This window comes from Leptospira venezuelensis (genome assembly GCF_002150035.1).
In the GTDB taxonomy this organism is placed as follows: Bacteria; Spirochaetota; Leptospiria; order Leptospirales; family Leptospiraceae; genus Leptospira_B; species Leptospira_B venezuelensis.
Genome location: NZ_NETS01000010.1, coordinates 1,562,284 through 1,585,465 on the forward strand (window position 1 = coordinate 1,562,284; position 23,182 = coordinate 1,585,465).

Genomic DNA, 23,182 nt, shown 5'->3' on the forward strand with positions numbered 1-23,182 from the left:
TACATGTTCTTGTTCCGCGGAAAAAATTTCGCTATTGTATTTCAGTTTATTCTAATATTTCTTTCCATACCCTCAGGCGTATTCGCTGAGAAAAAAAGTTTCGTATATTATATAGAATGGAAAGAAGTGAAGGGCAGCCGCGGTTACGTGGTAGAAGTCCGAAAAACGGAACCTCCTCAAGAATTATTTTTAGAAAAGAAAGTCTCCGAGAACGAGATAGAATTCTCCTTAGAAGCAGGCACCTATGAATACAGGATTGCCGCGTTAAATCGATTCGGAAAACCTTCTTCTTATACACCCTGGACTAATTTTAAAGTAGAACAAGACCGCCCTAAAGCAGTTGCCTTGGCTGAAAAAGAAGAGGCGAGTAAAGGAACCAAAACTTCTAAGTTTGTTTGGATTCCTGGAACAGGATATTATTCTAAAGGTGAACGATGGAAGTCCTACAGTATTTGGGCATGGTTTGGAGCTCTTGCGTATCTCGGAAATTCAGAAAGAGAAGCCGGGAATATCCTCGCCTCAAAACCGTTAAACGACCCGATGAATATTGCAGTTTTAAGTTTAAATCTACCTTCTTCATTCACTCTTTACCTTTGGCAGGCAAGAGAGAATGATAAGAAGGAATACGAAATACACCAAAACAATCAGGCTCTCATCGGCGGAATTGCAATCCTAAGTGTAGGACTTTCTCTTTGGTTGGAAAACAAACTTCCGCAAGGAGATACTGTTCAGTTCAAGGTGAGTCCTGACAGAAGCGGAAATTTAAATACTTTTGCGAATACCGGATTTTCTCAGAACAGATGGGAAGTCCAATATACAAGGAGCTTTTGATCTATGGCTCTTCGAGTTACTACTTTCCTCGTTCTTCTTTCCGGTTTGTTTAGTTCGGCTTGCTCTAAGCCGTTTCCTGGAGGGGACGAGCTTATCCTACTCGGGATTTTAGGCAAGACACGTTATTTGTTCGTTACTACTTCTACTAATACGGGAGACCTCGGCGGAGTTGCAGGCGCGGATTTGATTTGTCAAAGTGCGAAAAATGCTGAGGTTCCAGATCTGCCTGGCTTACCTTTGGAATATATGGCCTTACTTGCTGCTTCTTCCAGAGTTCCGGGTGGAGCAGGCTGGCCTCTATTTCCAAATACGAATTATTATGCAATGGATCCTGGACAAACCTTGATCTTTCGTACGAATGGGTCTGGACTTCCTGTTTTGCCGATGAGCAGCGCAACCGGGATTCCAGGAGTCGGCGATTATTGGACAGGAATTTCGAATACAGGTGCCGGATACAGCTCAGGAACGAATTGTAATAATTGGGGATCGTCAAATGTCACAGATGATGCGAATTATGGCAGCCCAGGTAGTCAGACTGAGACTGCGTTTGATTCGGGTGCAGGATTCGGGAATACTTGCGATACTCCCTTAAGTCTGCTTTGTGTTAGAAATTAACTCTCTACGATACCTGCTCGGATTGCGTAGACCACAAGGTCAGCCACCTTATGTAAGTCCAACTTCTTCATGATGTTTGCTCTGTGCACCTTTACGGTTGCAGGAGATATATGAAGAAGTTTGCCTATCTTCTCGTTGGAGTTCCCCTCTGAGATCAATTTTAAAATCTGTCTTTCTCTGTCGGAAAGTACTGAGAATACGGATGGGCCTTCTTCCTGAAGCTCTCCCGTTTTTTTACGTCCGATTCCTGAAAGAACTCGAGTTGCAATTCTTGGGCTTAAATAAGTTTCTTTTCTGCGGACAGCATCGATTGCTCTGAGTAGATCCTCTCCAGCATCGTCTTTCAGAACGTAACCGTTGATACCAAGATCCACGAGTTTTTGGATGTATTCTTCGTTATCATGTCTGGATAGAATAATGACTTGAACCTTAGGATAGTATCTTTTGACTCCCTTTACGAGGTCTATACCACTAACTCCAGGCATAGAGATGTCTGTGATCAGAATATCAGGTTCTAATTTGCCGATCTCGTCTAGCGCTTGTTCGGCGTTCCCGTTTTCACCAATGATTTCCAAATCGTTTTGTCCGGAAATGATCAGTCTAAGACCTTCTCTTAAAATAGCGTGGTCGTCTACAAGATAGAGTTTGCAAACGGAGGGTTGGGCGTTCATACTTTCTCCTTGGAACGTTTTTTTAACGGGATCCTTAGCACGTATTGAGTGCCTTTATTGGGTTCCGATTCTAAAAAAAGAGTACCGTTCAGGTCCTCGGTTCTTCTCCGAATATTTTCCAATCCGTATCCGGTAGATTTTATTCTAGCTTCTTTTTCTTTAAATCCTTTTCCGTTATCTTTTGCAGAAACTACAAGAGTATCTTTTTCGGAAAAGATCTTTAGCTCCACTTTATTTGCTTGGGAATGTTTTAGAATATTCGCACAAATTTCCTGTAATATTCTGAAAACTTGGTTCTGTATTTCCTGAGGAATTTTTTCGGGAACCTTAAATTCAGATTTTATTTTAATTTTTTGTATCGGAAAAATTTGGTTCGCTAGAGAGTTTAAAGCCGCTTCCAGGCCGAGTTCTTTTAATGAAGAAGGTTGCAAATTTGTGTAAATTTCGCGGAGTTCTTGGCTAGCCTTATCGATGAGTCCAAGACCGGAGCCAAACGATTCTGGATGTTCCTTCTCAGATTTTTGATACGCTTGGAAATGTAATTTTGCCGCGAGTATAAGTTGACCCACTCCGTCATGAAGTTCTCTTGCGAGTCTGGATCTTTCTTCTTCTTGGGATGCGAGCACTTGTGTGTGTAGAGTTGCGATCTTCTTCTCTAACTTTTTATTCTCTGTGATATCCTTTAGGATCATTCCCAGGCTGTCTTTGAATTTAAAGATAGAATATCCGTAAGACTTCTTTCCTTTTTTGAATTCTTGGTTTTGTAATTTTGTTTTGAGAGCCTTATGAAGATTTTCTCTTAGGTTGGCTTCTTCCTTTGAATCCAATCTTAATAGATTGAATAGGTTTTTGCCTGCAGGGTTTGCAAATCTAAGTCGGAACTCTTTTTTAAAGGATGCGTTCGCGAATCGGACTATATTGTTTTCGTCCAAGGCTACGATTGGGGAGATCTCCTCTACCAAGGATAAAAATTTAGAGGCCTGCTCCTTACCAGAGTATGAGCCTGATTGTTTGGTTTCTTTTCGTTTGAGAAGTCCTGAAGCCACTTAAAGATCAGGATATAGTCCGGCTTATGGATCGAAAAGAAAAAAACCCCTCCCCTCGGCCGAATGAGGGAAGGGGGAGGTTGCTTTTACTCTTTCAGGAGTCCCAAATTAGGGCGTAGACGGAAACACATCCGAAGTATTCGGAGTTCGGAACCAATCGGTATTGGTGGTTCCAAGAGATTCATACCAAGTTTTGAAGGTAGGGTAGGAGTTCCTTATGTCAGTAGCTTCGTAAGGCCATTGGAAATTGCCTGGAACAAGAAGTACCCAAGGAAAACCTGTAGCATCTCTATAGATGTCCTTACCTTCCGCATCAAAATACTTACCAGCAGCATGTATATCTTTGCCGGTGTTCACCACTCTTATGAATGTATCATAAGGAGCAGGTCCTAACACCAGTTTGGAGATTGGAGCAGACAGAATTATTTCCAGTTTTGCAGTTTTACCTTTTACGAAGACTGTGTCTGTTTTGGACGCGTTTGATTTGGAGATCGTAGTAGAACTATTTCCTAAAATTTCCAGATCAGAAATAGATGTTGGAGTTCCACTTAGGTTTTCCTCCAATGTGGTTCCATCGGCTGCGTAGCGTAGAAGTGAATAACTAGTTACACTAGCTCCAGGCAATCCGAAACGAAGAGTGTGATTATAACCGGCGCCCTTTGCAACATGAGTGAAATATCCTCTCACTCTTACAACTTCTCCGGATTTGTTCAGATCTTCTTCGAAATAAGAACGGATCACATAGTCGTTGAAGTCTGCATCTCCTTGTTTAGGAAATAAGTCTTCATAGGATGTGGTGTAATAATCTTCTGCAGGAACACGGATTGAGCTAACTCTTGTAGGATCGTTAGGGAATACATCTTCAAAGTCCTGCACACCATCTCCATCAGTGTCTATGATCTGTTGAGTGCTTGCAGTGAACCCGATGGAAATCCTTCTATCTACCTTACTTACGGTAACGATGGAAATATCCGCTTCGTAAAATTTACCATAAGCCTCTACCGATAGATGAACGGTTTTCGTATCACCATCAATTGTAAAACTTCCGGTAACTTCTCCGCTTGGATTTGTATAAGCTTTGAAAACAGATTTATTACTAGCGGCGCCAGGTGTGGCAGAAGGAACAGTAACTTGCACCATACTGCCGTTCACAGGAGCAACAGGATCTATAACTTGAACGTTTACTGTAATAGTACGTGTAGTATCGAATACGAAATCAACAGGGGTTGTCTCGTCATTGATATCGATTCCGAAATCAGTAGGACCAGAAGGAGCCTCCACCGCAGTGGCTCCTGCTACAAGACTCATCAACCATGCGTAGTTAGGATCGCTGGAAGATGCGCAGGAGGCGAAAGAGATACTGAGAGAGGCTAAAAAGCATGTTAGGATTTTTTTTGTCATATATGCACCCGTACGGATGTCATCATTATGCCTATATCCCACAGGTAAGCAATACGCCCGAAGGTTTAGATTACAATAACCTTCGGTTAATACTATTTTTGGTACTTTGTTCGAAAGAAGTCTCTAATTGCCGGAGAACCGGCGAATTAAAGAGTAGCCTGGAAACTTTCTAAAGCCTTGGTCCGGAAAGAATGGAAATCTCCGGAAGAGAAAAACTTACAATGTTTTAATACTTCTTCAGGGATTTCCGAGAACTTTGCTTCTTCGTTGTTGATCTTGATCATCATATCCCCCAAATAAATAGGGAAGATAATCTCCTTATATTGTTCATCCGCCAATTGTGGTCTATGATGGTATTCCATCGTTTTAGAATATAGTTCAGGGAAATTCCATTTTTCAGCGATCAATGCACCGATCTTAGTATGAGTAATACCAAATGCTGCTTCTTCCATAGAAAGAGAAGAGGCGATTTCTTTGGATGCGGAATAATTTTGGATCTTGCCCATACGTTCTTGTTCTAAGGAAAGAAGAATGATCTCTCCTATATCATGAAGAAGTGCTGCTGACATCAGATTACTCATTGCATCCTTAGGCATAGTTAATCTTTGAGCGATCAATTTACAGTAATATGCACACTGGTTAGATTTTTCCCAGATTGTTAAGAATGCAGGGAATTTGTTCTCTAAGATCTGTTTCGTTCCAAGAGAATATAATAAAACCTGTAACTCTTTCAAACCGATGAGCTGAATCGCTCTATCCAAAGATTCTACTTTGTTTCCTCTTCGGAAAGCTGCCGAGTTGGATAATTTCAGAATGTTTGCTGCAAGAGCCACATCCTTCTTCACCATCTCTGCAATCTGGCCGATGCTTGAATTCGGTTTGTCGATAGCAGATTGGATGTCCTGGATTGCCTTGGGGAATGTAGGAAGTTGGTCTACTTCTTTAATGATCTCTTCTGCTTTTTGGATCTGAACATTCTCTTTTTGAATGCGAATAGGGATATCGATAATGACAGAAGTATTATTGCCTTGGCTTTCTACCTTATAGGAACTTGCACCTAGGCCGTCATTTTTCAACATCATGAGAGTCATGATGAGTCCAAGACCTGCTCCTTCTGTCTCGTCCCCTTTTTCTAAAAATGCTTCTGCAAGGTCGTTATACGTTTTTGCTTTTTCGATCCTTTCATTGATACGATCTACTTCTTCGGGGCTGAGTTTTACGTTATTCATCACACGGATACGGATTGCATCCTTATTGTGAATGAAAGAAACAAGTACAACATAGTTGTTTTTAAAGAGAAGATCTTCATACTTCTCCTTATTATCTAGATAAGTTTGCTTAAAACCGGTGATCTTACTGCGATACACACTTGGATTTTGGATATCAGCCTGAAGTTCTCTAAAATAAATACGTTTAATATTAGCCTTGATCGTATTTGTAATCGTTTCTTTTAAAGCTGCGAGGACAGAATCTCTTACGAATATGATATCTAAATGTAAAAGATAACGATCCAGTGTCTTAGAGAGAATGCTATCTACATTTTCGGTAAGATTGAAAAATTTAAAATGAAACGGGGTGTTTTCGGAAATAGGATGATTCAGGTCCTTCAGATTACTGAATATACCTTGGTCTTTGTGATGGAAAAGTTCTAGGGTTTTCCCTTGGCTCATATCATGTAACTCTGAAAAACGTTAGTGGTCTCTGTCAAGAATTAGAGAAACTTATAAATGAAAAATAAGATCCTGCTAAGCGAATTATACGGATCAAACTTTGAAAAAATAACCAAGAGAAATATTTATCTTTCAATTTTTGTCAGAAATAAATTTCCAAAAACGTCAGTCGCGAATAGTCCCTTTGGACTAATTTATCACTTGTTTGAGTAGGAAAATTTTTATCATAACGGGTAGAATAAAAAGCGACTTGGGTCCAGAGGGGGGATATTTTCTTGAAAAGTTACGGAATGATCATTCAATAAAAAGGTTGCATCAAAATCCTTAATTTGATGAAATTATACCTTGGTTCTCTACCAATCCGGATCGACCGGAAGAATGTTAGAACTTAGGAGACCCCTCATGTCCAGCACAGCTACACAACCGGCGAGCTCAGTCTCTCCCGCTTCCAGTGGAACGGCTTCATTTCCCGCTGCGAACCCTAAGGAGATGCAAAGAGTATTCGATGTCCAAAGACGTCATTTTCATAAGGTTCTGAAAGTATCCAAAGCCAAAGATCGAGTCGTATTATTGAAAAAATTACTGGCAGCAGTAGAAAGACTTACTCCAGAAATCAAACAGGCTTTACAAAACGATTTTAGAAAAGCTCCTCACGAAACAGATCTGACAGAAGTTATGCCTTCTATCGCGGAATTAAAAGATGCGATCAGACACGTAAAAACTTGGATGAAACCGGAAAGAGTAAAAACTCCAGTTTCACTCTTTGGAGCAAGAAGTTCCATTTCCTATGAACCAAAGGGAGTGACACTGATCATTTCTCCTTGGAACTATCCATTCTATCTTGCGATTGCGCCATTAACTGCGGCACTTGCAGCAGGAAACACAGCGATCATCAAACCTTCTGAATTCACACCTGAAACTTCTAAACTACTAACTAAGCTAGTAAAAGAAACCTTCCAAGAAGGCGAAGTTGCGGTATTCGAAGGAGATCATACTGTTTCTACGGCTCTAATGGAATTACCATTTGATCATATCTTCTTCACCGGAAGTACTCATGTAGGAAAGATCGTAATGGCAGCAGCTGCTAAAAATCTTTCTACTGTAACCTTAGAGTTGGGAGGAAAATCTCCTGCTATCATCGTACCTGGAGCGAACTTGAAAAAAGCAGCTCAGAAATTGGTATGGGGAAAGATCATGAACGCTGGACAAACCTGCGTTGCACCTGACTATCTACTTCTTCCAGAAGGACAAACAGAAGAATTCGTAAAACAAGCGAAGGCCGCTGTGAAATCTTTCTATGGAGAAACTTCTGCAGATATCAAAAGTAACAAAGACTTTTGTCGTTTAGTGAACCAAAGGAATTTCCAAAGAGTTTCCGGATATATCCACGAAGCAGTTGAGAAGGGTGGAAAAGTAGTGATGGGAGGAGAAACAGATTCTTCTCAAAACTATATTGAACCAACACTTATTGCTAATGTTCCAGCAAATGCAAGGATCATGGAAGACGAGATTTTCGGACCGGTGCTTCCCATCTTAACTTACAAAGACCTAGATGAAGCAGTGGAGAAGGTTCTCTCTAAACCAAAACCACTCGCACTCTATGTGTTCGGAAGCAATAACAAACATATCAACAAGGTTCTAAAGGAAACATCTTCCGGAGGAGCAGCGGTGAATGACGTTATCGTACACTTGGCAAACCCGAATCTACCATTCGGAGGGATCAATCACTCTGGACATGGAAGTTACCATGGCTGGTATGGATTCAGAACATTCTCTCACGAGAAATCTGTATTCAAACAAGCTCCATTCTCCTCTATTGAAATGTTGTATCCACCATACACAGGCTTTGTGGATAAAATGCTTCAATTCACTAAAAAGTTCTTCGTTTAAAAACATCTTCTACTTTCTTCGATTTGAAAGCCCTCTTCGGAGGGCTTTTTTTATTTCTGGGAACTACGTTGGAACTCCTACATAGGGTGGAAGACGGCCCCCGCCCAGGTTCGGGTGGAGGAGGTGGGCTTGTGGGAGAAGCTTTTTTCCCTGTATCAGAAATTTCTAAAACTCACAACTATAATTTTACGTATTCATTGTAGGAGCTCCTACAAAATCGAAGGAGCGCAACCCGAGATTAGGGAGGGGGCCGCCCAATTTTCTTAACGTTGGAACTCCAAAAGTCCTAATCCTTCTAAAAATTTGTCTGTATACTTCCAAGGTCTTTTCTTGCCGAAATCAAACATAATACAATGTGAGATGGATTCGCAGCACACTTTACCGTCGGATTTTCTGATCATTTTTTGAAATACCTTACATCTGGAGCCTGAGATTTCTCCGAACTTAGTTTCTATCAGAGTGGTATCTGGATAACGAATTTCTGCTTTATAATCTGTTTCTCCTCTCAGTATCATTGGGCCTATATTTTCCAATTTCATTTGAGAAAAAGAAAGGCCAGCCTCTTCCAGAGCAACCATTCGTCCTTCATGAAGAAATACTTGGAAGTTTCCAACATTCAAATGGCCATTCGGATCACATTGGCTCCATAGCACCGGGATTTCATAAAAGAATGATTTAGAAATTTGCATATTGGGCTCCTATTTCTCCCAAGCTGAAGATGAAGGAAATTCGGAAAAGGGAAATTATTGTTTTATATCAAATTATTTATTGGTTGGAAAAACAAAGTATAGGGCTTAGGATTGTAGTTACAGGCATATTGACTTCTGCTACAATCAGCAATTTTCAAAAATTAATGTATCCCAGATATAAATAAGAGATTCCTAATATTATACAAACGGGGGAATAAAGTAAGTAATCGTATTTTGCGAACTTAGTATTTTTGATTTTTTTAAAATAGCCTACGAATCGAAAGTCTCCGACGGCTCTTCCTAAAAATATCAAGGAGATTAATAAGGAGAAGATTGCACATGTTTTGTTTGGGAAGAAAATATTTCCGGAGGCCCAAAGTGCTACCATGCCAAACCCGAATAGCCCTATCGCAACAAGTAGTGTCAATCCTCTGCTTGGAATAAATGTTGGTTTACCGTTAGTTTCAGGTATGACAGTCACTGATTCTAATTTCCCGCCGAATGCCCAGTAGACATGTAATGCAGACAAAAAGAATAAAATACCACTCGTGAACATACCAATATATCTTTCTATCTGCATTTAAAACCTCTACCCTTTATGAACGTCTTGATATAAAAGCATGTCCAGCAATCTTTCTTCCTTTTCTGGGTCGAAGCCGCAAGTATAGTCGAAGGTTTTAGGATTTTCGTAGGTTCCAAAAAGCATATCCCACCATACTATATCTCCATAATTATTTTTATGTCTGTCATATTGATGATGTATTCTGTGCATCTCCGGCCTTTGAAAAAAATATCCAATCCATCGTGGGGTTTTGATATTTGTATGATAAAAGAATTCTCCGATAGCGGTGCAGAAAGTATAAACTGCTCCTGCTTCGTAGTTTAATCCTAGAATCACATAAATTAATATACTTCCTATGATTGAATTGATAATCATTTCTCCAGGATGTTTATAGAAGGAGGTAATTACTTCGAGTCTTTGCGGGCTATGATGGATTTGGTGAAAACCCCTCCAAAGAAAATCATATGTATGTCGCCATCGATGCCACCAATAAAAAATGAAAGTTGCGATAAAGTAAGCGAATATTCCGCCGATTGCAGGATTCAAAAATTTTGAAATATGGAATATTGAATTTCCATAAAACCATTTTTCCCAAGTAAAACCTGCTAATACAACTACAGCTAATTGGATACAATTCACTGCGATTACTCGGATCGGCCAAGTTTTTACTTTTGGTAATTTCCAACCAGGGATGATACGTTCGATTACTAGGCATATCCCAGCTATAATAAATATTTCAGCCAACATAGTTTCTACGTTATTTACCTCGAATTGATTTGGAGGATAAGAACCTGGTCGGAAAAATCAGGTCCCGAAAAATATGGAGAAATTTTTTATGTGGTATGTTTAATTTTTAAAGGTTGGAAGAGCGAATATCGTCTAAGCGATTTCTTTTCAAAGATCGAGATTTAATCCCCAAAGAAATATAGATATCCTATTTTAAATCCGCGATCCATATTCGAATCGGTCCTTGTTTGCAGCATCATAGAGAAAGTGAGATATCCATTTGGGATTATCGGGTATTGGACTCCAGGTGCGATCACAAAAAAATCAGAGTAGGGAGTAATTGTATTTGAAACGGTAGTTCTGTGACTGAATTCCAGGAGCAGATTCGTTTTAGAAGATAGGCTATAGGAAAGAGTAATTCCCGAATATAAGAATCTTTTAAAGTTCTCTTCTGCAGTTTCCTTTCCTGAAGAATTGGTTTCTGATTCGAAATTTACAGTTCCTTGGATGGAAAACGCACCGAATCTTTTTAATCCGCCAAAATAAGCGCGGATCAAAAATAGATCTGGATTGATATCTGCTTCTCTTGGTTGAGAAACAGAAGGTCCTAAGAATTGGATTCCACCCCCGAATGCCGCAAAATCTGTTTTTACATAATATTTTGCACCTACTGCCCACCTATCCCAGCCACTCCAAATTTTTCTAGTAGTGGAATAATGATCAACATATCCGTAATTTGCAGTAACTGAAAATGAATCGGTAAGTTTCATTTCGCCGGATGTTGAGATCTTTCTATCTCTTTCGTAACCATCTTCCTGTCTAGGAGTCCTATCTGCCGCTGTTCCTGAAATATATACTTTATTGTATACTGCCAATTCCTGGTTGAGATTTGGATGTACGGGTCTTTCTTCATTTCCTGGAGCGGGTGATAAAGGGATTATAAAAGATGAATATATGAAAGCGCAGGCTATAAAACTTTTTCTTTTCATTTTTATTGCCTTATTCGCTCAGATATAATATCGGGAAGAACGGTTGTAGTTTTTCTCTAACTGCTTTGGAGAGAATATAGTAACCATTTTTGTTGGGATGATTCCCATCCGTCAACATGTCGTCTTGGATCAATAGTTCCGTGTCTATTCTTGGAACAAAATCGATCTTTTCTTTCATTTCCGCAGTGATCATTGCAACGGCAAGAGTGGGCCACGGGAATTTAATATTCCAAAGATTTAATGCAGTTACATGTTCACACCTTGTTAAAAGGATCTGTATACTTTGGATTTGCCTGTTTATTGTCGCGTCTACCTGAGCTTGGGTGGGTGAATAATTTCCTAAAAAATCGTTGATCCCTCCTTCATATAAACATGCATTATAACGATTTTTATCATTTTGGACAGATGACAGGATTTTATTCGTATCTATCCCAGGAAAAGCAAACTTGACTACGTTGAAACCGGAAAGTTGGTCATCGACAGGCCAAGACGCTACTATGCTGTCTCCGTACATCGCTAAAGAAGGTTTAGAAAGATAAGAAATTAGTTTTTCAGGATCGGAAGAAGGATCTTTATCGCAATTGATAAGCGGAAATGTTAAAAGCAGAAGCAAGGCCGGTCTTACGTTTATAAGTAACCTTTTCCAATGGCCTTTCAGCTTCTGCATGATTACATTCTTTCTAGAAAGAATGTTTCGTTTAAACTAATTTTTTAGCAGCTCCGATCGCAGCTTCATAATTCGGTTCACTTGCGATTTCAGGAACTAATTCTACATATTGTACAGTATCATTTTTATCCAAAACGAAAACTGCTCTTGCAGAAAGCCCTTGTAAACCTCCATCAGCAATATGTGTTCCATACGCTTTAGAAAAAGAAAAATCCCTGAATTGAGAAAGTGTAACTAGATTTGGAGAATCCAATCCTTCCATAGTGCAAAAACGATTCATTGCAAAAGGAAGATCTCCTGAAACAACAACTGTTACGATTCCATCTAACTTTGTTGCTCTTTCATGAAATTTTTTCGTCTCCATTGCACACACAGATGTATCTAAACTTGGAACCGAGACCAAGATTTTCACTTTTCCATTATAATCTTTGAGAGACTTGGTGCTTAAGTCTTTTGCCGTTCCGTGAAAGTCGGGGGCCTTTGCACCTACTTCTAATAATTTTCCTTCGAGTTGAACTGGGTTACCTTTAAGAGTGACGCTTGCCATTTTTGTTTCCTTGGGAAGGGATGATATGCTGTGATCGGATTTGAGCAACGATAAAAAGTTCTTGCAAATTTTTCTGAGTAAATCGTGAATATCTTAGGCGGGTTTATCTGTCATTTTTACTAAGTAATGAATAAATTAGGTCTACAGTCTAATCAAACCCTTTGGGTCGTCCTCTGGATGGTGGTAGTGGTCACGCTACCATGGTTGGCAATTACGCCCTAAGGTTCTTTCGTAGTCTGCAATCTTCGAAAAGCCCCTCTCGGCGTAAAGCCGAGGGGGGCTTTTTTTATTTCTACACTGTGTGAGGCAAAATGGAAACGATTACTGAAAAAAACAAGGCCTGGCTTAGAGAAGATAAGGTTCCGCAAAATGGAGCCGAACTGATCGTTGCTTATTTAAAAAGAAGAAGGATCCATAATGTTTATGGTATCCCGGGTGGCGCCAATTTGCCGTTATACGATGCGCTTCATAATAGCGGAATACGTCATATACTTGCAAGACACGAGCAAGGTGGTGGGTTTATGGCTCAGGGAGAAGCCAGAGTTACCAAAATGCCTGCCGTATGTCTAGCCTCCTCTGGGCCAGGAGTTACTAATCTGATCACCGCAGTCGCGGACGCAAAATCGGATTCTATACCGTTAGTCGCAATTACAGGCCAAGTGCCCTTATCTCTCGTTGGAACAGATGCTTTCCAAGAAATAGATACTTATGGATTATCTTTACCTATTACTAAAAAGACTTATTTGGTTCGTTCCGTATCTGAGCTTATCCGTGTTTTACCGGAAGCATTTCAAATAGCAGAAGGACCGCGACCTGGACCTGTTTGGATAGATGTTCCCAAAGATATACAGGCTTCGCCAATATCACTTTCTATGTCCCAGATAGAATCAATTTGGAGTTCTCAGGAAGTAACAAATTCACATAAGATTTTTATCTCAGAAGCAGATAAGCTTAGATTTTTCTCTTTATTAGAAAATTCTAAAAAACCCGTTTTGTATCTAGGCGGGGGAGTAAAAGGTTCAGGTGCAGAAGAACTAATTTTACAATTGGCGGAAGCTCAGAATATTCCAGTTGTTTGTACTTTGATGGGATTGGATTCCTTTTCCCAAACTCACGAGTTGTCTTTGGGAATGCTTGGAATGCACGGCGCACCTTATACGAATCGATTATTATTTGAATCTGATCTTCTTTTAGCTTTCGGGGTTCGTTTTGATGATAGGGCCACTGGAAAATTAGACACATTTTGTCCAAATGCAAAAGTGATCCATGTAGACATAGATTATAAGGAAATTGGAAAATTAAGAAAACCTGATTTCGGGTTTTGCTCCGATCTAAAATATTTTTTGCAGAATATGGGAGAATTCCCCATTCGTAAAAGAAAAGAATGGAGAGAACAGATCCTTTCTTATAAAGAATTGTATCCTTTAAATTCTGTTAATACTTCTAAAGGTTTTTCTCCTCAGGATATTATTTTGTCCGTTGCAAACTTTTTAGGACCGAAAGCAAGGATCACTACAGATGTTGGTCAACACCAGATGTGGGTTGCTCAATATTATCCTTTTCAGAAAAGCGGAACCTTTTTGACTTCCGGTGGATTGGGCACTATGGGCTTCGGTTTACCTGCTGCAATTGGAGCTTCACTTGGGGACCCTAATTCTAAGATCGTTTGTTTTTCCGGAGATGGGTCTATATTGATGAATATCCAGGAATTGGACACTTTAAGTGAGCTACAATCAGATTTGAAAATTATAATATTCGATAATAGGAATCTAGGGCTGGTTCGTCAGCAGCAGAATTTATTCTACGGAAGTAGGTATAATGGAAGCTCCTATCCTTCTTCTTCTAAGTTTTCTAAGATAGCAAATGCTTTCGGGATTTCCAGTTTAGATCTGGGAGAAGAGGAAAAAAAATTAGAAAACCTAGAAACTTTCTTAAAAGAGAAGGGGCCTGGACTGATCGTTGTTCCGATTGATCAAGATCTTCAAGTTCTTCCGATGGTTCCTCCCGGAAAAAGTAATTTGGAGATGCTCTTAGGTTGAAAATTTCCGTTTACAGACGGTGTTTATTTCTACGAGGCTTCTCGGTCAAAGATTTGATCGAGAAGTCCGAGTCTTCCTCATTTAATTCCTCTTCTTCTATCCTGTCTTGCAATTTCTCTTGGTGGCCCTCCCGGGCCTAATCGTATCTACATATTCCTTTTTTCTAATGTGTTACTGAGCCTATTTGGTTCAAAATTAAGGAGACTAATATGTCCATAGAGATCCAAAATATCAGAAAAGAAGTAAACTCACTTTTCCCACGACCAACACTCCGATCTTTCCCATTAAAGGAACTAGGTGTCTTGGAATATTTTCAAAAACTAATGGAGGAAACTGAGATCGCAGTTCTATTCGAAAGTTTAGGGCCTGAATCGGATAATTCCAGATATAGTTTTATCTCAGGTTTTCCAAAGAGAGTATTTAAAGCAAAGGGAGATAAATTAGAATGTGACGGAAAAGAGATCGGGAAAGGAAACCCTTACCAATTATTTTCCGAAATTTTTCCTCCAAGAAAATCTTTCTTAGAATATACAGAGGCAGGAGGTGGAGGCTTATACGGATACCTTTCTTATGAGGCTGCGAATGATATGGAGCCTAGTCTTCTTCTAAAAGAACATCCTAAATTCCCGAAGTTTTGTTTTGCTTGGATGGAAGACGGCATTCTTTTAGACCGAAGAACGGGAGAATCTAAATATTTCCATTATGGAGTAGATCGATACGATTTGTTTGAGGGAATTTATAAAAAGAAAACTCCCGATAAAGGAAAATTTAAATCAGTTGATTTAGGTTTTTCTAAAACAAAAGAAGAACACAAATCCATGGTGGATGAAGTTTTAGATGAGATCCGGAAAGGAAATACTTTCCAATGCCAGGTAGGATTTCGAAAAACATCCTTAGTAGGAGAGGGTGAAACTGCAGCAGATAGAAAGAAAGGAGACTTCGAATTATATAAATCGGTTCGGAAGATAAATCCTTCTCCTTTTATGTTCTTCATGAGTTTTCCTGAAGAAGTTCATTTAGGAGCAAGTCCTGAACTTTTATTTAGGCTGAAAGACGGACTCGCAGAAAGTTTTCCATTAGCAGGAACAATTCGGAGAGGGACAAACGAAGAAGAAGATCAAAAATTTGCACTTCAACTTCTCTCCGACCCGAAAGAAATTGCAGAACATAATATGCTTGTGGATCTGCATCGAAACGATCTCGGCAGAGTTTCCAAATTCGGAACTGTGAAGGTAAGAGATTCTTTTGCTCTTAAAAGATTCAGTCACGTGCAACATCTGTCTACGGAAGTTTCGGGCATCTTGAGAGCGGGTCAGGATATGTTTACCGGATTAACTTCTTCCTTTCCTACCGGAACGTTAAGTGGTGCTCCTAAAATAGAATCTATGAAGATCATTCATAGAATAGAAAATGATCCAAGAGGGCCGTATGGCGGAGCTGTCGGAAGATTCGGCTTTGATGGAAATTGTTCCTTCTGCATTCCAATCCGAAGTTATTTCAGAAAAGAAGAAGAGGCAGTGGTTCGGGCCTCAGGAGGGATCGTTATGGATTCAGATCCGGATGCGGAATACCAAGAGATCGGTCATAAATTGGGAGCGGTTTTAAAAGCAATGGAGGCAGCTCAATGAAAGTGCTATTAGTAGATCATCATGATTCTTTCTCCTATAATCTATTCCAACTTATAGGAGAAATTTTAGAAGAAGAGTTCCCTTATCGATTTAGATTAGATGTGATCCGCCAGAATGAAACGGATGTTTCTAAGGTCTTGAAAGAGAAATACGATAGAATTATACTTTCTCCAGGACCTGGAACTCCTGAGGACCCAGAATATTTCGGCTGTTCTATGGAAATGCTAAAACAGCTAGAAGGAGAGGTTTCGATTTTAGGTGTTTGTCTGGGAATGCAAGGTATAGCACATTTTGCAGGAGCAAATATTATAAAAGCAGAATGTCCGATGCATGGAAAAATTTCTGAGATTAAAACGGATGGGAAGGGAGTATTTCAGGATCTTCCTTCCCATCTAAAAGTGATGAGATATCATTCTTTATTGGTGGATGAAAATTCTCTCGGAAAAGAATGGGAAAGAACTGCTTATGCAGGCTCAGAACTTATGGGGATTCGGAATCGAGAAAAAAGAATGGAGGGTGTTCAATTCCATCCCGAGTCTTTTGCCACCGAAGGGGGAAGAAAGATGCTTTCTAATTTCCTAATATAATTTAGGACGCAATGGAAGAACGGGGAGTTTTCAAAAATTCTTGGATTCTTTCTCCCAGATCTTCTATTCGAAATGGTTTTCCTAGATAATCGTCCATGCCAGCTTCTGCGCAGGCTCTTCTGTCTTCGGTGCTGTCATGGGCGGTGACTGCGATGATCCAAGGAACTTTTTTGGCACTAGGCTTTTTCTTTAAGATCCTTGCTACTTCAAGTCCGCTTAACTCGGGCATTTGTATATCTAAAAGAAGAAGATCCACATCGTTCTCCTCCCAATAAACCAATACATCTATACCATTAGAAACAACCGCACAACTTAACCCTAATTTTTCCAACATCTTCTGGATTAACTTTTGGTTAACTGGATTGTCTTCTGCCACAAGGATTTTCAGATCTCCATGTTCCGAGAAATTAAAATTGGTCCGATTTTTGGATTCTGCAATTTTAACTTTTTCAGATAGATTTGCTTTCTGAAGAGTCATTTCTAAAACGAATTTTGAACCTTTGCCTAATTCACTTTCGACAGATATATTCCAATCCAATGCTTCGCAGACTCTTTTGCAGATAGAAAGTCCTAAACCTGTTCCGCCATACTTTCTGGAAATAGAAATATCAGTTTGAGAGAATGCTTCGAATAAAATCGGGATCCTATTTGTTTCTATCCCTATACCTGTATCTTTCACGCTCAGCGAAAGTGTTATGTCCGTTTCGGTTTCCTTCGCTACATCTAACTCTACAGTGATCCCACCTTTTTCGGTGAACTTCAATGCATTAGAAACTAAATTCGAAAGGATTTGTCTTACACGAATAGAATCCGATTTCACATCGATACTTTCTCTTGCAGGCGGAAAAATAGTCTTAAACGCTAATCCTTTCTTAAATGCTTTGTCTGAAGCTTCTTCAGTGTATCTTTCTAAAAGAGTGATCAGGTCGAATTCTTTAAAACTAAAATGTAATGAACCTGATTCGGCCTTACTAAAATCGATTACATCGTTGATTAATCGGATCAGATGTTCTGAACTTTCAGTTAAAGATCCCAGATATTCTTTTTGAAGTTCTATGTTGTTCGTTTGATGTAATAGATCCACCATTCCTAGAATACCATGTACTGGGGTCCTAAGCTCATGGTTCATATTAATAAAAAATTGTTCTTTAGCTTTTTGTAATTCTAATGCTACAGACTGTAATTGGATCAGCGCCTGAGACTTGGCATCTAACTCCATAAAGGAAACTACTGAGTTTGCTAATGCTTCGAGCGCCTTTACCTCCGCCTCGGATATCTTTTTCGGTTGGGTATCAATCACACAAAGTGTGCCAAGTACATAACCGTCAGGCGTACGTAACGGAGCGCCTGCATAAAATCTAATATTCGGATCATTTAATACGAGAGGGTTTTGTCGGAATCTAGGATCATTTAAAGCGTCCTCAACTACCAAGGCCTTATTTTCGGAAACTGCAAATTGGCAAAATGAAATTTGCCTAGGAGTTTCATTTACTTCCAGACCCATTCTTGCCTTAAACCATTGTCTTTCTGAATCGATCAATGAAACTAAAGCCATGGGAGTTCCACAAATTAGGGAGGCTGCCTTTATGATCCCGTCGTATTTTTCCTCAGGAGGAGTATCTAAGATTCTATAACGTCTTAATGCTTGTACCCTATCTTTTTCGTTTTCGGGTAGGGGAGCGACACTATAGGGAAGGTTTTCCATAATGAAATATTGTATATTATAGGACTAAAAAATGATGGGCCATATTCTCCTGAGTGAAAGCAAAAACACAAGGATTTAACTCTTTAGAGATTATTTTCAGTATCAATCATGGATGACTTGAAAATTACGAATTCCTAAGGTTTTGCCTTGAGAAAGGATCTCTTGCAATTTTCGGATATCCTTTCTCGTGTTTTTGAACGCTCTGGAGAAGATCCAGGATCTGAAAACTTTAGAAAATCCGGATAACTCCATCTGACTTGTAAAAAGTATTTTAGTGTCAGTGTCTGAACCCTTTGGGTCTGGATAAAAGGAGAAGGTCTCAATCTGATCTGAAAATCTACTCTTGATTCTCACTACCAATCGACTTGGATATTTGGATTCTAAAATTTGGTATTCGAACTTGCATGTGAAAAATGAAAACTTAGTTTTCACTTGAAAACCAGGAATACTTTCATTTTTCTTAAAGGAGAGAATATTTCCTGACCAGTCAGGCAAACGTTCGAAATTAGAAACGTAATCGAACGCTCTGCTTAAAGAAATCGGCACAGTAAAAGCAATAGTAGTCGTCGCCATGGAAACTTCTCTCTTTCTTTAAAAAGAATTCCCTTAGGATCCTTTTTCGAGTCCAATGTAATATAGAGAGGAAATATGGGTTTTAGACGAATAACCGGAACAAGAATCGCCGAAAAAACTATCGAAGGTGGAGGATTTCCAGTCCGCAGACCATTCCCAGTTCCGCAATTTTCTTATTGGGATCCATTTTTATTGTTGGATGAAATGGGACCTGTCGTCTACGAACCGGGCAAAGCTATCGGCGCTCCAGATCATCCTCATAGAGGTTTCGAAACCGTTACGTATCTTTTATCCGGAGAAATGGAGCATAGAGATTCCTGGGGACATGCAGGAAAATTAAAAGAAGGTGGAATCCAGTGGATGACTGCAGGCGCAGGTCTTGTACATTCAGAGCTTCCTTCTGCTGATTTTCAGTCCAGAGGTGGAAGAATGCATGGATTCCAGATCTGGGTCAATCTCCCAAGGGATAAAAAACTTATTTCCCCGAATTATCAAGAAATGGATTCGTCCGAACTTCCAGTGGCAGAAAAAGACGGTGTTTGGGCAAAGGTTATAGCAGGAGATCTTTGGGGAACCAATGCGATTATCCAAACTCAGACTCCAATCGTATTCTTCCATTTGAAACTTTCTCCAGGTTCATATGCAGAAGTGCCTGTACCAAAAGATTATAATATTCTGGCATATCCATTCGTGGGAGAAGGTACTGTAATCGATGCAGATGCTGAACACGATCTAGTAGAGGGTGAGACCGTATTTTACCAAGGCGGAGAAGGTAGTATCGGCCTTAGGGCTCCCGAAAATTTTGCTTGGGAAGTTTTGATCTTAGGAGGACAACCTCTGAACGAACCAGTAGCACGTTATGGCCCTTTTGTGATGAGCACTCCTCAAGAAATACAACAGGCTTTTGAGGATTATTCCGCAGGAAAAATGGGGACAATATAACTCCCCATTCATGGAAGAAGTCCAGACCAAAAAATTAGCAGTGATCGGCGGCGGTGCCGCCGGTTTTTTCGGAGCCATTCAAACTAGAATTCTTTCAGAAGGAAGAATATCAGTAAAATTATACGAAAAATCTCCAAACGTATTATCCAAAGTAAAAATTTCAGGAGGGGGAAGATGTAATGTCACTCATTCCTGTTTTGATCCGGAGGAATTATCCAAACGTTATCCTAGAGGAGAGAAGGAATTAAAAAGAGCCTTCGAGATCTTTCAGCCTAAAGATACGATCCGTTTTTTCGAATCCAGAGGAGTTAAATTAAAGGCGGAGAACGACGGTAGAATGTTCCCCGTAACCGATAACTCAGAAACGATCATCAATTGTTTATTAGAAGAAGCCAAAAAATCAGGGGTCAAAATCCAAACTAAAATTTCTATATTAGGAATTTATAAAAATGAAGATCCGAATAATAGAAGGTTCAGGATACAGACAGAAGAAGGAGAAGAATATTTCGATTTTGTCCTGGTAGCAAGTGGTTCCTCTCGCAAGGTTTGGGGTTGGCTGGAAAATATGGGCCATAAAGTAGAATCTCCCGTTCCTTCTTTATTTACATTTGAGATCTCGGATCCATTGCTGGATGGGTTTCAGGGGCTTACGGTTTCGGATGTAGAGATTATATTCAAAAACTCTAAACTAAGACAAAGAGGTCCCGTTCTCTTTACACATTGGGGTTTAAGTGGTCCTGCGGTTTTGAAACTTTCTGCCTGGGCGGCAAGGGAATTATTCGATTCAGATTATAAAGCAGAATTACTTGTAGATTGGATTCCTAACCTTTCCAGACAAGAATTGAGAGAAATATTTTTAGAAAAGAAGAAGGATAGTCCTTCCAAAAAGCCGTCAAGTCGTTCCGAATTTGATCTTCCTTCCAGATTTTGGGAAAGAGTTTGGGAGAAGTCTTGTGGCTCCGAAAAGAGATGGTCTGAAATATCTTCTAAAGAATTTCACCAAGCAGAAGAGATCTTAAAAAGAACCGTTCTGAAAGTTTCAGGAAAAGGAGTTTTTAAAGATGAGTTCGTTACCTGTGGTGGAGTTCGTCGCAAGGAAGTGGATTTTTCCAAAATGGAAAGTAGGCTTCATCCTGGACTTTATTTTGCTGGAGAGGTTTTGGATATAGATGGTATCACAGGAGGATTTAATTTTCAGAACGCTTGGACCACTTCTTATATCGCAGCCAAAGCAATAGCGGATAACTAGTCCCAAAGTTCAGGATAAGAACTAAATCCTAAACGATTCCCGTCTGGATCTTTAAAATATTTTGTATAATCAGTCTTTTCTATAAAAGAATTCCCGAATAAGGAATCTATCTTTTCTCTTTCTTCCCTTTTTGGCGCGGAGAAGATGAGAGCATGAGGGGCCTTGGGATCTTCTTCTTTTTCTATCATTATGCGAATAGATCCTGCTAAAAACCAGGAAGATCTGAGTTTGCCATCTTGGTAAAAATGATCCTTTTCGAAAGATAATCCAGGAATAGTTATATAAAATTTTCTTAATGTTTCCGGATCTTGTGTGGAAATCGCTATATGATGGATCATTCCATAATCACCAGGTCTGAATATTCAGGGTGTCTTTTCAGATAGGTTTGTACAAAAGAGCAGTTGGGTATGACCTTTTTGGTTTCTGCTCTTGCGGTTTTAAGAGCGGCTTCTGCGAGTTGAGAGGCGATACCTTTCCCTCTAAAATCAGTCGGAACAAATGTATGATACAAGTCCCAAACATGGGCGCCAATTTCTCTATAAACTAAATGAGCTTCTCTTCCATCTTGTATGATTAGGAATTTTTTGGCTGCAATATCGTGTTGGACTGAATTCATTTTGCCCTCTATTGATTCGACTCTTTTGGGAAAAGTTTAGTAACGCCAAATCAATGGAATTCGATCAAGTTTTAAAAATCAAGCAAACGGAAGTTCCACCTACGTTTTTCAGATCTAGCTCTGCCTTAAGTTGACTACACAAAGAACGAATGATCATTAGTCCTAAAGAAGAATCCTGATCTTGCTTTTGAGAAGAAGATTGCCCGAACCATTCTTGAATGGAAGGCATTCCAACACCGTCATCTTTGACAGTCAGATGGACTTTATTCTCTTTTAACTTTAGCTGAACCGAAATGTTTCCCTTTGATTCTTCAGGAAATGCATGTTTGAGAGAGTTTGAGATCAGCTCAGTCACTATTAAACCACAAGGGATCGCCTTCTCCATAGAAAGCCTGACTGGATCAATATCGGCTTCGAACCCAATACGATTTCCGGATGGAAAATATGAAGTGACAAGGTGTCTCAAAAGAGAGTCCAAATACGTCTTCATGTCCACGTTTGCGAATTTGTCCTGCTTATAAAGATGATCGTGGATCATTGCCATCGCTGTGATCCTGTTTTGAGCCTTAGATAAAATTTCAGAAGTAGTGGACTCACTTGAATACATGTTTTGTAAGTTCAACATTCCGGAAACAATTTGAAGATTATTTTTTACCCTATGGTGGATCTCATGAAGAAGTACTTCTTTTTCTCTTAAATTTTCTTCTAAGGTCCTTTCGATCTCTATTCTGTTCGCTATTTCTTTTTCTAAAGTACGTTTAGATCTATATATATGAGCTTTTCTTAATCTAAGGTTGGTAAGATATTCATGCCTTCTTTGCACACTTTCTTGTAACCCTCTCATTAGAATTGTAAGTGGAACGCATACAATCGTATTTGCAATTAGAAAGTTTAAGCCTACTACATATAATCTTTCCGGAGCCATGGACCAAGGAAGACTCAGGTAGAATTGAGCTTGAGAGGCTATGAAGACCGCGATCATATTTGCTAAAAGTCCGAAAAGAGAAGGAGTGAGGCCGAATAAAACTCCCGCAAGAACTGGAAAGGGAAATAACCACAGTAATCCTCCTCCTTCTGGTCCTACGAAAATTAAAAGTGAAAGTCCTAAACAATAATTCATAGCTAGGATCAATGTAGCCTTGATCGAAAAATTTATTCTTTTGCCGAGTAGAAGAATATATATGAGCCCTAATGAAAATGAATCTATCCATAAAACTTCAGTTTTACCTTCAGTCCACGCTAGGTAAACGCTCGGAAAGTATACTATGGTCCCTAGTATCGCCATAGTAAATAGGATAGAAGTTAAAATGAGTTCCCTCCAAAAGGAAAGTCCGGAAGAGCTCGGAGCTTTTGGAGTTAAATATCCTTGGATCGATTTGAAAATCCGATCAAGGGGACCGAATTTTTTTCCTTTTTCCATAGTTGTTATCAATAGACTACTGGAATCTATCAAAACAATAATACTCTAGTTCGAATAAAAAGCGGCAGGGAATTTTAATTGTTTCTATTTTCATAATGAATTATGTAAGATCCTGGATT

23 protein-coding genes are annotated in these 23,182 nt (G+C 39.5%); 8 read left to right on the forward strand and 15 right to left on the reverse strand.

What is annotated here, in order from left to right; genetic code table 11:
- Window positions 1-3 precede the first annotated feature (3 nt).
- Both B1C82_RS14670 and B1C82_RS14675 read left to right on the forward strand, forming a co-directional pair.
- Window positions 4-831 carry a hypothetical protein gene (locus B1C82_RS14670; RefSeq protein WP_086448248.1) on the forward strand — a complete coding sequence of 276 codons (828 nt, stop codon included), beginning with the start codon at window positions 4-6 and terminating at the stop codon, window positions 829-831.
- A gap of 3 nt (window positions 832-834) precedes the next feature.
- Window positions 835-1,446 carry a DUF1554 domain-containing protein gene (locus tag B1C82_RS14675; protein ID WP_086448249.1) on the forward strand — a complete coding sequence of 204 codons (612 nt, stop codon included), beginning with the start codon at window positions 835-837 and terminating at the stop codon, window positions 1,444-1,446.
- Here the strand turns inward: B1C82_RS14675 and B1C82_RS14680 are convergent.
- From B1C82_RS14680 to B1C82_RS14695, 4 genes are all read right to left on the reverse strand, one after another.
- Window positions 1,443-2,117, reverse strand: coding sequence for a response regulator (locus tag B1C82_RS14680; protein WP_008594648.1), 675 nt, complete (start codon window positions 2,115-2,117; stop codon window positions 1,443-1,445). The two genes, B1C82_RS14675 and B1C82_RS14680, sit on opposite strands and share 4 nt — an antisense overlap.
- Complete coding sequence (locus B1C82_RS14685) at window positions 2,114-3,163, reverse strand: PAS domain-containing sensor histidine kinase (RefSeq protein ID WP_086448250.1); 1,050 nt, start codon at window positions 3,161-3,163, stop codon at window positions 2,114-2,116. Before B1C82_RS14685 ends, B1C82_RS14680 begins: the two co-directional genes overlap by 4 nt.
- 108 nt (window positions 3,164-3,271) lie before the next feature.
- Window positions 3,272-4,564 carry an LruC domain-containing protein gene (locus tag B1C82_RS14690; RefSeq protein WP_086448251.1) on the reverse strand — a complete coding sequence of 431 codons (1,293 nt, stop codon included), beginning with the start codon at window positions 4,562-4,564 and terminating at the stop codon, window positions 3,272-3,274.
- A 146-nt stretch (window positions 4,565-4,710) separates the two neighbouring features.
- On the reverse strand, window positions 4,711-6,234 hold the full coding sequence (locus B1C82_RS14695; RefSeq protein ID WP_086448252.1) for an HDOD domain-containing protein: 1,524 nt from the start codon (window positions 6,232-6,234) through the stop codon (window positions 4,711-4,713).
- A 402-nt stretch (window positions 6,235-6,636) separates the two neighbouring features.
- Between B1C82_RS14695 and B1C82_RS14700 the strand changes: the two genes are divergently transcribed.
- Window positions 6,637-8,124, forward strand: coding sequence for an aldehyde dehydrogenase family protein (locus tag B1C82_RS14700; protein WP_086448253.1), 1,488 nt, complete (start codon window positions 6,637-6,639; stop codon window positions 8,122-8,124).
- 263 nt (window positions 8,125-8,387) lie between these two features.
- On the opposite strand, the gene B1C82_RS14705 is transcribed toward B1C82_RS14700, so the two are convergent.
- The 6 genes from B1C82_RS14705 to tpx form a co-directional block, all read right to left on the reverse strand.
- A complete protein-coding gene (locus tag B1C82_RS14705; RefSeq protein ID WP_086448254.1) occupies window positions 8,388-8,813 on the reverse strand; it encodes an acyl-CoA thioesterase in 426 nt (141 codons plus the stop codon).
- 154 nt (window positions 8,814-8,967) lie between these two features.
- Window positions 8,968-9,393 carry a DUF3995 domain-containing protein gene (locus tag B1C82_RS14710; protein WP_086448255.1) on the reverse strand — a complete coding sequence of 142 codons (426 nt, stop codon included), beginning with the start codon at window positions 9,391-9,393 and terminating at the stop codon, window positions 8,968-8,970.
- Between the two features lie 9 nt (window positions 9,394-9,402).
- The gene (locus tag B1C82_RS14715) at window positions 9,403-10,122 is read right to left on the reverse strand and encodes a sterol desaturase family protein (protein ID WP_086448256.1); all 720 of its coding nucleotides are present in this window, start codon (window positions 10,120-10,122) and stop codon (window positions 9,403-9,405) included.
- Window positions 10,123-10,283: 161 nt separating this feature from the next.
- Window positions 10,284-11,090: a hypothetical protein gene (locus B1C82_RS14720; RefSeq protein ID WP_086448257.1), complete on the reverse strand. Its 807-nt coding sequence runs from the start codon at window positions 11,088-11,090 to the stop codon at window positions 10,284-10,286.
- Between the two features lie 10 nt (window positions 11,091-11,100).
- Window positions 11,101-11,757 (reverse strand): SGNH/GDSL hydrolase family protein, encoded by a 657-nt coding sequence (locus B1C82_RS14725; protein WP_234008421.1) that lies wholly within the window; start codon window positions 11,755-11,757, stop codon window positions 11,101-11,103.
- Window positions 11,758-11,788: 31 nt separating this feature from the next.
- A complete protein-coding gene (gene tpx, locus B1C82_RS14730) occupies window positions 11,789-12,304 on the reverse strand; it encodes a thiol peroxidase (protein ID WP_086448258.1) in 516 nt (171 codons plus the stop codon).
- A gap of 311 nt (window positions 12,305-12,615) precedes the next feature.
- Between tpx and ilvB the strand changes: the two genes are divergently transcribed.
- The 3 genes from ilvB to B1C82_RS14745 all read left to right on the forward strand — a co-directional run bounded on the left by ilvB (window position 12,616) and on the right by B1C82_RS14745 (window position 16,558).
- Window positions 12,616-14,343, forward strand: coding sequence for a biosynthetic-type acetolactate synthase large subunit (gene ilvB, locus B1C82_RS14735; RefSeq protein WP_086448259.1), 1,728 nt, complete (start codon window positions 12,616-12,618; stop codon window positions 14,341-14,343).
- A gap of 209 nt (window positions 14,344-14,552) precedes the next feature.
- A complete protein-coding gene (locus B1C82_RS14740) occupies window positions 14,553-15,971 on the forward strand; it encodes an anthranilate synthase component I family protein (protein ID WP_086448260.1) in 1,419 nt (472 codons plus the stop codon).
- Window positions 15,968-16,558, forward strand: coding sequence for an anthranilate synthase component II (locus B1C82_RS14745; protein ID WP_086448261.1), 591 nt, complete (start codon window positions 15,968-15,970; stop codon window positions 16,556-16,558). The genes B1C82_RS14740 and B1C82_RS14745 overlap by 4 nt, the downstream gene beginning before the upstream one ends.
- Before the next feature lies 1 nt (window position 16,559).
- On the opposite strand, the gene B1C82_RS14750 is transcribed toward B1C82_RS14745, so the two are convergent.
- Both B1C82_RS14750 and B1C82_RS14755 read right to left on the reverse strand, forming a co-directional pair.
- Window positions 16,560-18,263, reverse strand: a complete 1,704-nt coding sequence (locus B1C82_RS14750; protein ID WP_086448262.1) for a hybrid sensor histidine kinase/response regulator — start codon at window positions 18,261-18,263, stop codon at window positions 16,560-16,562.
- Between the two features lie 102 nt (window positions 18,264-18,365).
- Window positions 18,366-18,836 (reverse strand): LIC13081 family protein, encoded by a 471-nt coding sequence (locus B1C82_RS14755; RefSeq protein ID WP_086448263.1) that lies wholly within the window; start codon window positions 18,834-18,836, stop codon window positions 18,366-18,368.
- A gap of 75 nt (window positions 18,837-18,911) precedes the next feature.
- On the opposite strand from B1C82_RS14755, the gene B1C82_RS14760 reads away from it, so the two are divergent.
- Entirely contained in the window at window positions 18,912-19,778 is an 867-nt protein-coding gene (locus B1C82_RS14760) for a pirin family protein (RefSeq protein ID WP_086448264.1), read from the forward strand.
- 10 nt (window positions 19,779-19,788) lie between these two features.
- Window positions 19,789-21,027, forward strand: a complete 1,239-nt coding sequence (locus B1C82_RS14765) for a BaiN/RdsA family NAD(P)/FAD-dependent oxidoreductase (RefSeq protein WP_086448265.1) — start codon at window positions 19,789-19,791, stop codon at window positions 21,025-21,027.
- Here the strand turns inward: B1C82_RS14765 and B1C82_RS14770 are convergent.
- The 3 genes from B1C82_RS14770 to B1C82_RS14780 form a co-directional block, all read right to left on the reverse strand.
- Window positions 21,024-21,365 carry a VOC family protein gene (locus B1C82_RS14770; protein WP_086448266.1) on the reverse strand — a complete coding sequence of 114 codons (342 nt, stop codon included), beginning with the start codon at window positions 21,363-21,365 and terminating at the stop codon, window positions 21,024-21,026. The genes B1C82_RS14765 and B1C82_RS14770 overlap by 4 nt on opposite strands.
- Complete coding sequence (locus tag B1C82_RS14775) at window positions 21,362-21,643, reverse strand: GNAT family N-acetyltransferase (protein WP_086448267.1); 282 nt, start codon at window positions 21,641-21,643, stop codon at window positions 21,362-21,364. Before B1C82_RS14775 ends, B1C82_RS14770 begins: the two co-directional genes overlap by 4 nt.
- A 64-nt stretch (window positions 21,644-21,707) precedes the next feature.
- The gene (locus tag B1C82_RS14780; RefSeq protein ID WP_086448268.1) at window positions 21,708-23,063 is read right to left on the reverse strand and encodes a sensor histidine kinase; all 1,356 of its coding nucleotides are present in this window, start codon (window positions 23,061-23,063) and stop codon (window positions 21,708-21,710) included.
- Between the last annotated feature and the right edge of the window lie 119 nt (window positions 23,064-23,182).